Source organism: Tumidithrix elongata BACA0141, from assembly GCF_036349135.1.
Classification (GTDB): domain Bacteria; phylum Cyanobacteriota; class Cyanobacteriia; order Pseudanabaenales; family Pseudanabaenaceae; genus Tumidithrix; species Tumidithrix elongata.
In genome coordinates this window covers 19,011-27,851 of the sequence record NZ_JAZBJZ010000067.1, presented here as the reverse complement: position 1 = coordinate 27,851, position 8,841 = coordinate 19,011, and the positions used below count along the sequence as shown (strand labels likewise).

The following is an 8,841-nucleotide window of genomic DNA, read 5'->3' as shown; positions in this document are numbered from 1 at the left end:
CGAAGTATTCTTTGCTTCATCAGACCCCGTTGCATTTCATTCTTGAATTGGCGATTCATAGAGATATTAAGCCTGCAAACCTAATTCGACGAAAGAAGGATGGGAAAATAGTTCTGATTGATTTTGGCGCTGTCAAAGAAGTTGGGCGTGCCAAGGTTGATCCGACTCATACAACTACAGTATCTTTAGTGATTGGCTCCCTCGGATATATGCCTGATGAACAGGCTGCTAATAAGCCGCGCTATGCAAGTGATATCTATGCGGTAGGTAGAGTCGCAATTCAGGCTTTAACAGGCTTGAGACCCGATCAATTCGTCGACGATCAAAATACTGGTGAGTTGGTTTGGCAAAATTACGCGCAATCCTGCCAAGAATTAACATCTGTACTCGATAAAATGGTGCGCTCACATTTCAAGGAGCGTTATGCAGATGCTTCGGAAGCATTGGTTGCAGTACGGTCTCTTTCTACGATTACAGAAGGCTACCTTGATCCTACTTTACTGCCCAATTATCTTGCTCAAACTGTAATTGGGCAACAAGAAATCGCAACTACACTAACAGGTTTTTCACCTACAATTCAAGAGACGGTGGGGATACCCATTTCTCCCGAAATTTTGCCTACAGTTGCAGTCAATAAACATGGGCAAAATCAGGTTATAGCAGCAACAGAAATTGTCAATTCTGCTTCTGTGAGCAAGAGTCTAAGAACTCAAATTGTTCCAGATGCTAACTCATCATCAAAGCGACATTCTTTGGTCTGGCTTTGGGGTTTACTTGGGGTGCTTTCGATTGGATTTGCAGGTTTTGGTTCTTACACTTGGCTGCGTGATCGTGATTTTCAGAATGCCCTCGATGATGCGAAGCGCTTTCAAAGTAGTGCTAACTATGCGGCTTGCCTAGACAAGGTTGGCTCTATTCCCAGTGATAACTCTCTGTCTGAAAAAGCTAAGATGATTTCACAATCTTGCAAACTAGGTCAAGCAAAAGAACAACTTACTACAGCACAAAATCTGGCAAAAGAGGGCAAGCATCAAGAAGCGATCGCAATCGCGTCCAAAATCAGCACAGACACGCCTAGCCATGCCCAAGCTAAGGCTTCCATTGCCGATTGGAGTGATGCCCTACTAGTAAAAGCAACCGATATTTATGCTAAAGATGGTAAGTTAAACGAAGCTGTTAATCTAGCTAATTCCATCCCATCAGATACAGCAGCGGGCAAGAAAGCTCGTGATTTAGTTCCCCAATGGCAATCCGCTTGGAAGAATAGCGAAGCAAATTTTAAACTTGCCAATGATGCCAGCCAAAAACGTGATTGGGCAAAAGCAATCGCTTCAGCTAAGCAAGTTGCTGACACTCCATTCTGGACTGGAAAAATACAACCTATTCGCAAGAAAGCCGAAGACGAGTTAGCCTTGCTCAGTCAGCCTGCACCCGTCAATATAATCAACCCTCCTTCGGGTTCGACCGATCGCATTGTTGACAATCCTGTCTATAATCCGACTCCAGTTTATGATACCCGACCTTCTTACTCTCCGCCGCCACAGCAAGAAGTTTATACCCCTCCAGCTCCAGCACCTGAGCGAGTTTACAGTGCACCTGCACCATCCAGTGACTGCAATAGGAAACATTGCTGATCTCCATTGTTGCATCAGGGTGCATTCCGAAGACAGATAACACAGATGACTATAACTACTATGATTCTTTCAGTTCGCAGAATTGTATTCTTAGCTGTGATAACTGCAGCCACATTGATCGGATTACTGGGCAGCACCACAGTGCTAGCCGAAAACCATCCCAAAATGGATGATGAAGAACTAGATCTGCGAAAGGGTGTAGCATGGGCTGCAGGTGGCTTTCCCTACAACCAAGTTGTGGATATAGTAGATGGACTAACAGATAAGGTGTTAGGGCGTATTGTCCCAGATCGCCATGGAGTTGGAGGTGTAATACCTGGGGGGTTTATTGCTTCTCCATTTAGTTCTCCCAAACCTGGAACAGTCATCTTTGTCTCAATTTGGGGGGTCAGCCTAGCAGGCGATCGACCTCCTGGTTGCTATGTAGAGTATTTTTTGCAGTTTGCACCTCGCAACGGGGAAGCAGAATTGGATGCTATTATCCCTAAGCGCCTCGAAATCCGCATAGGAAGTAGAGTAATCGAGGTTGATCCCTTTCGCGACGCTTCCAAAACTCGCCGCTCTTTTGATTATATATATGAGGACTTGGATAACCGTCGTTGGAAAAGCACTTGGTATATGACACGGAACCTGTTTCGCCTCACGGCTGATGATGTTCGGATTCTTATGAATGCACCTGAAGGCGAGGTGCGTACACGCTTGACCGTAGCTGGCGGCGAACGGGTGATTGTGCCGATTGGGGCAGGTACGGTGGCACAATGGAAAGAAGCATATAAACTTGACCCAACATGTGGAGAGGGTAATTCCAAACCACCCGTAGAATCTAAGCCTGTTACAGCAAATCCTGTCACCACTAGTCCCCAGCCTGTAGCGACTAATTCATCTAACACAGATCCGCAGCCGCCCGCCTCAGACGTTCGCGTTCAGGGGCAGGTAGCAATGGCAGCGCGTCAGTCAAGAGATGATGTTGCCGTTATTCTTAATAGTGCCTATGTCACTAGTGGAGGCACTTACGAGGCAGGGCTGTTAATCGAAAATCGTAGCGATCGCCCATTCACTTTTGTCCCTATATTTGCCAAGGTTGTAGACAGCAATGGCAAAGAAGTTGCAGCCAGAGTTATTCTTGCGAATGATAGTGCTTCGACGGCTGAGCCAGGGAAAAATATGCGCGGTAGAGTAGTTGTCTTGGGGCGAAAATGGGATGCTTCGGGTAGTCAAAACCTATTTTTGGTGATTCAAGGCAGTGGCGATCGCAATTTTCGCATTCCATTTTAGGTAGTACTGATGTCCATCGCAAGGCTAGAGATCCGCAAAGGCAATGGTTCTATTCAACATTTTACGATTGCCTCTGACCTTTTAAGCATTGGGCGAACGCCTGATAATATGCTGCGACTTGATAGCTTAGATGTCTCTCGTCGCCACGCTCAACTTACCCTCACCCAACAGGGGCACTATGTATTAGAAGACCTCAAAAGTGCTAGTGGCACAATTGTTAACCAAAGAGCATTAGTCCCGCATCAACCTCAGCAACTCAATCAAGGGGATTGTATTAAGATTGGCAGTTTCGAGTTGCTGTTTTTTAGTAGCGATATCACGTCTCCTCTTTCAATAGAGCAAGAGTTTACTGTTTTTGCCCAAAACCCTGCGATCGACAAAACGATAGTTACGTCAGGGTCATCAAAACCAATCCTTCGCATTTCTACGCCCCAATGGATGCGTGAGTTTGCTTTAACTCAAGAGCGTATCACTTTTGGACGATCTCCTAGTTGTGATATCTGCATCGATCTGCCTGTAGTTTCAAGTCAGCATGGGTACTTACAGCGCTGTGCTGATCGCTACGAAATTATCGATTTGAATAGTAAAAATGGTATTAACTATAACAACTTACCCATTCGTCAGCGTATTCTTGATGATGGAGATATTTGCTACATTGGTGGGATTATCTCTCTTCAATTTCTGGCAGCAGGTCGATCAGAGATTCCCAAAAAAACAAGTCCTGAACATACACAAGTTTCAATCGGTCAACGTTTCCCAATTCGGATAGGTCGTGCCCCTCAAAATGATATCTGTATTGATCACCCCTCTGTCTCACGATTCCATGCCGAAGTTCTGAAATTGAGTGGCTCATTAATTCTTCGTGATCTCAGTTCTGGAAATGGTACTTTTGTGAATGGCAAAGCCATTAATCGAGACTGGGTGCTCAAGGTAGGTGATGGCATACGGATTGGCATGAGTTCACTTACACTCAATATTGATGAGACACTGGATCGAGTTGATGAGACTGGAAACCTTCGCATTGATGCGGTACAACTGACCAAAGTGGTTGGGAAAGGGATTAAACTTCTAGATAACATCTCAATTTCTATTCTGCCTAGAGAGTTTGTGATTATTGCAGGGGTAAGCGGTGGTGGGAAATCAACTCTATTAGATGCCCTCAATGGATTTCGCCCCGCTAATAAAGGTCATGTATTCGTAAATGGAACTGACCTATACAAAAATTTTAGTGCCTATCGAACTCAGCTGGGCTACGTCCCGCAAAAAGATATTGTGCATATGGAGTTGAGTGTTGAGCAAGTCCTAGACTATGCTGCTCAATTACGCTTGCCCAAAGATACAACTCCTAGTGAACGTGCTCAACGTGTCAATGTTGTGCTAGAAGAACTTGAACTTACTCATCGTCGGCAAATACCAGTTAAAGCGTTAAGTGGCGGTCAGCTTAAGCGAGTTTCTATTGGCGTCGAGCTAATTACAGAACCAGGTCTATTTTTTCTGGACGAAGCAACTTCAGGACTTGATCCTGGTATGGATGCAGAAGTCATGCAGCTATTGAGAAAATTAGCCGATCGCGGACGGACTATTATGCTGATTACACATAATATTGGTAATATTTACGCTTGTAATCTTGTGGTATTTTTGGCTGCTGGTGGAAGAGTGGCATATTTTGGTTCACCTCAAGAAGCACCACAGTATTTTGGAGTCTCAGAGTTTAAAGATATTTATCAAAAAGTGGAAAGAGATTTAACACCAGTCGCTTGGCAGCAACGCTATCTTCATTCCCCCTATTATCAAAAATATGTGGTAGAAAGGCAGCAAGAACTGCATGAAGATATTACTGGTACTAGGGTTAGACAACAACCTACATTGGCAGGATCAGGAAAGCATATTTCTAATTGGTCACAATTTCTAATTCTCTCTCGTCGCAACATTGATGTCTTGCTGCGAGATCGGGTTAGTCTTTTGCTTATGCTGGCGATCGCACCGATCATTGGATTACTTGACTTCATCACATGGAAGCCAGAAATTTATGATTTGGATAAGGGCAATGCATCCCAAGTGATCACAATGCTATTTACAACAGTTTTATTTGCTGTAATGACTGGTAGCCTGACAACTATGCGTGAAATTGTCAAAGAGATAGAGATATATCGCAGAGAACACATGGTTTTTTTGACAATATTGCCATACATCTTCTCTAAGGTCTGGATTTTTGCCCTCTTAGCGCTCTATCAGGCGGCAGTTTTTGTTTTGCTTAAATATCTAGCAATCCAACTTCCAAATAATGGCATAATCCTATTAGAAATGTACGTGACACTCGTACTCTCTGCGATCGCAGGCATGATGATGGGCTTTCTGGTGTCAACAGTTTCACCAAATCAAAACGTGGCTCCGTTGCTAACTATTATTTTTCTGATTCCACAAATTATCTTTGGTGGTGGGGTTCTTCCTGTTAGTACCTTTGGGGCAGCAGGGCAGGTAGCCAATCAGCTAAGCTTAACAAAATGGCCATTTGAGGCACTGGTAACCATAACAGGCTTAGGTAGAAATGTTGCGATGGATTCATGCTGGCAGCTACCAGAAGCCGAGCGCAAATCACTCTCTGTGGAACAAAAAAAGAAAGACTGCTCTTGCTTGGGGCAGCAAATGTTTACTCGGTGCGAGTTTCCAGGTATCAAAGCTAAATACCGACCTGCAGTAGATTTACCCGAACCATCTAAACCCAAAGCACCAGGCGATCCACCCAGCGACCCTAGAGAATTAGAGAACTATAAAGAAAAAACTAAGGTCTATCAAGACGAAGTACAGCGCTGGCAGAAAGATTACGGTAAGTGGAAGACTGATTATGAAGGTGCTCTTGGAGAAGCAGAGGGTACAATTCAAGGCTACTATCGAGATTTCGGGCATATGTTTAATATAAATCTATTCCAGCACTGGCTCATGCTAGGCATTGCTATTGTTGGGATGTTTGTTACTGTCGTTGTTGTCCAGAAACTCAAGGATTTTCGTCTCTAACCTCTCCACAACTCTTCAAGTTTAAGCAGTAGGATATTCGGCAAGGACATGCTTTAAGTATTGACCTGTGTAGGAATGGGGAACTTTAGCCACCTGTTCGGGTGTTCCTTCGGCAATGATTTCACCGCCGCGATCGCCACCTTCAGGCCCCAAGTCAATCACCCAGTCAGCACAGCGAATTACATCCAGATTGTGTTCGATCATCAAGACGCTATTTCCCTTGTCTACCAAGCGTTGCACGACATCGAGTAACTTATGCACATCGTAGAAACTCAGTCCTGTCGTAGGTTCGTCGATCAGATAGAGGGTTTTTCCAGTGGCACGGCGAGCGAGTTCCGTGGCAAGTTTCACCCTTTGTGCCTCACCACCCGAAAGCGTCGGAGCGGGTTGACCGAGACGAATATAGCCCAAACCCACATCCACCAACATGCCTAGCCGAGTATGGGCAAGGGGAATATTCTCAAAGAAGTGCATCGCTTCTTCGATCGTCATATCTAAGACATCAGCGATCGTTTTATCTTTGTACTTCACCTGTAGGGTTTCGCGGTTGTAACGAGCGCCTTTGCAGACATCGCAACGCACGTAGACATCAGGTAAGAAGTTCATGGAAATCACATTCACACCCTGACCGCTACAGGCTTCGCAGCGACCACCCTTGACATTAAACGAGAACTGCCCTGCTTTATAGCCGCGTGTTTTAGCGGCGGTAGTCAGCGCAAAGGTCTCGCGAATTACATCAAAGGTACCCGTATAGGTGGCGGAATTGGAACGCGGCGTGCGCCCAATTGGAGACTGGTCGATCACGATAAATTTATCCAGCGATCGCAGACCTGAGATTTCTTTCACTCCTGTGGGCAATGGAACCCTGCGGTTGAAATGATGTTCTAAATAGGTATGGAGCAGTTCGTTAATTAAAGTGGATTTGCCCGAGCCAGATACGCCCGTGACACAAACCATCTTACCTAAAGGGATTTTGACATCAATGTTTTTGAGATTGTTGCGATGCGCCCCTTTAATCTCTATCTGTTTGCCATTCCCTTCGCGTCTGAGTTGGGGTGTGAGAATTTGCGATCGCCTTGCGAGATAAGCTCCTGTAATCGAGTCGGGATGATTCTCAATATCGGTGACATCCCCCTGAGCCACGATCTCCCCACCATGAATGCCTGCTCCAGGCCCAATATCTACGAGATGATCGGCGGCGCGGATCGTTTCTTCGTCATGTTCCACCACGATCAGGGTGTTACCCAAATCTCTTAGCTTAACTAAGGTTCCGAGCAAGCGAGAGTTATCTCTTTGATGCAAACCGATACTAGGTTCGTCAAGTACATAGAGAACGCCTGTTAAACCCGACCCGATCTGGGTCGCAAGGCGAATCCGCTGGGCTTCTCCACCTGAGAGACTCATGGTCGGACGATCTAGGGTGAGATAATCTAAGCCAACATCCAGCAAGAATTGCAATCTGGCTTTGATCTCTTTGAGAACCTGCTCGGCAATCTGTTGCGTCCGCGCATCTAATTGTAAATGATTCAATCGCTCTAAACAGGTTCCAATGGGAGCCGAAGTAAAATCCGTAATGCGATAGCCACCAATTCTTACAGACAATGCCTCTGGTTTCAGTCTCGTGCCGTCACAGACACTACAGGGCATATCAATCAGGAACTGTTCTAGTTTTTGTTGGAGCGATTCCCCTGCCTCAGCATACTGCTGCTGTAACATGGCGATCGCACCCTCAAAGCGCTTGTAATATCCTTGATTTTGGCTGCCAAAGCGAGAGTCTGCCTTGATGAAAATCTTCTCGGTGGTTCCGTGCAAAACAATATCTTGCTGATTCGTGCTCAACTGTTCCCAAGGTGTCCCGATATCAAATCCCGCATACTCGCTGACGCTGACTAGCAAAGAGAGATAGTAGGTGTGGCTTTTATCTGCCCAAGGTGCGATCGCGGCATAGACGGGCAATTTAGGGTCGGGAACGATCAGTTCGGGAGAGAAGGTTTTGGTACTACCTAAGCCATGACAGGCCGGACAGGCTCCATAGGGAGAGTTAAACGAAAACAAACGAGGTGATAACTCTTCCATGACCGCCCCATGTTCGGGACAGGCAAAGTTTTCTGAGAAGGTAATCAGGTTTGGGCCGTCAGGTTCTGTCTCTGCCTGTCCGTTGCCAGATGCCTCTGCGGATGGGGTTTCTTTCTCTAGAATCTCGATCATGGCAATGCCCTCCGCCCGTTTCAGACAGGTACTGAGGGAATCCGTCAAACGTTCTTGGATGCCATCCTTGCGAATTAAGCGATCGACGACAATTTCAATATTATGGATTTTATTCTTGTCAAGTTCGATGTTATCGCCCAGTTCGCGCACCTCTCCATTAATTCGCACCCGTGCAAATCCTTCTGCCGCTAGACCAGACAATAGCTTTTTATGGGTTCCTTTTTTGCCTCGAATTACGGGTGCTAGCAAATGGAACTTGCTCTTATCGCCTAGTTCCATAATTTTGTCTACCATCTGATCGATGGTTTGAGGCGCGATGTTGCGATCGCAGATGTGACAATGCGGATCGCCCGCTCGACCAAACAGCAAGCGCAGATAGTCATAAATTTCGGTGACAGTCCCGACGGTCGATCGCGGATTATGAGAAGTAGACTTTTGATCGATCGAAATGGCAGGACTTAGCCCCTCGATGTAGTCCACATCGGGCTTTTCTACCTGACCGAGAAACTGACGCGCATAGGCACTGAGCGACTCGACATAACGTCTCTGACCCTCTGCAAAAATCGTGTCAAAAGCCAAAGATGATTTGCCTGAGCCAGAGACCCCCGTAAATACGATCAGCTTGTCTCGTGGGATGGTAAGGTCAATATTTTTTAGGTTGTGCTGTCTAGCGCCCCTAATATGGATGTGAGTATGATCTGGCATAAGC

General features: G+C 45.9%; 4 protein-coding genes. 3 read left to right on the top strand and 1 reads right to left on the bottom strand.

What is annotated here, in order from left to right; all coding sequences use genetic code 11:
* From V2H45_RS15860 to V2H45_RS15850, 3 genes are all read left to right on the top strand, one after another.
* A partial coding sequence (locus tag V2H45_RS15860) for a protein kinase domain-containing protein (RefSeq protein ID WP_330484629.1) occupies nt 1–1,634 on the top strand: 1,634 nt, incomplete at its 5' end.
* Nucleotides 1,635–1,730: 96 nt separating this feature from the next.
* Nucleotides 1,731–2,909 carry a hypothetical protein gene (locus V2H45_RS15855; RefSeq protein WP_330484628.1) on the top strand — a complete coding sequence of 393 codons (1,179 nt, stop codon included), beginning with the start codon at nt 1,731–1,733 and terminating at the stop codon, nt 2,907–2,909.
* A 9-nt stretch (nt 2,910–2,918) separates the two neighbouring features.
* The gene (locus V2H45_RS15850) at nt 2,919–5,924 is read left to right on the top strand and encodes an FHA domain-containing protein (protein ID WP_330484627.1); all 3,006 of its coding nucleotides are present in this window, start codon (nt 2,919–2,921) and stop codon (nt 5,922–5,924) included.
* Nucleotides 5,925–5,945: 21 nt separating this feature from the next.
* Here V2H45_RS15850 and uvrA read toward each other — a convergent pair whose 3' ends face one another.
* Entirely contained in the window at nt 5,946–8,837 is a 2,892-nt protein-coding gene (uvrA, locus tag V2H45_RS15845) for an excinuclease ABC subunit UvrA (RefSeq protein WP_330484626.1), read from the bottom strand.
* Between the last annotated feature and the right edge of the window lie 4 nt (nt 8,838–8,841).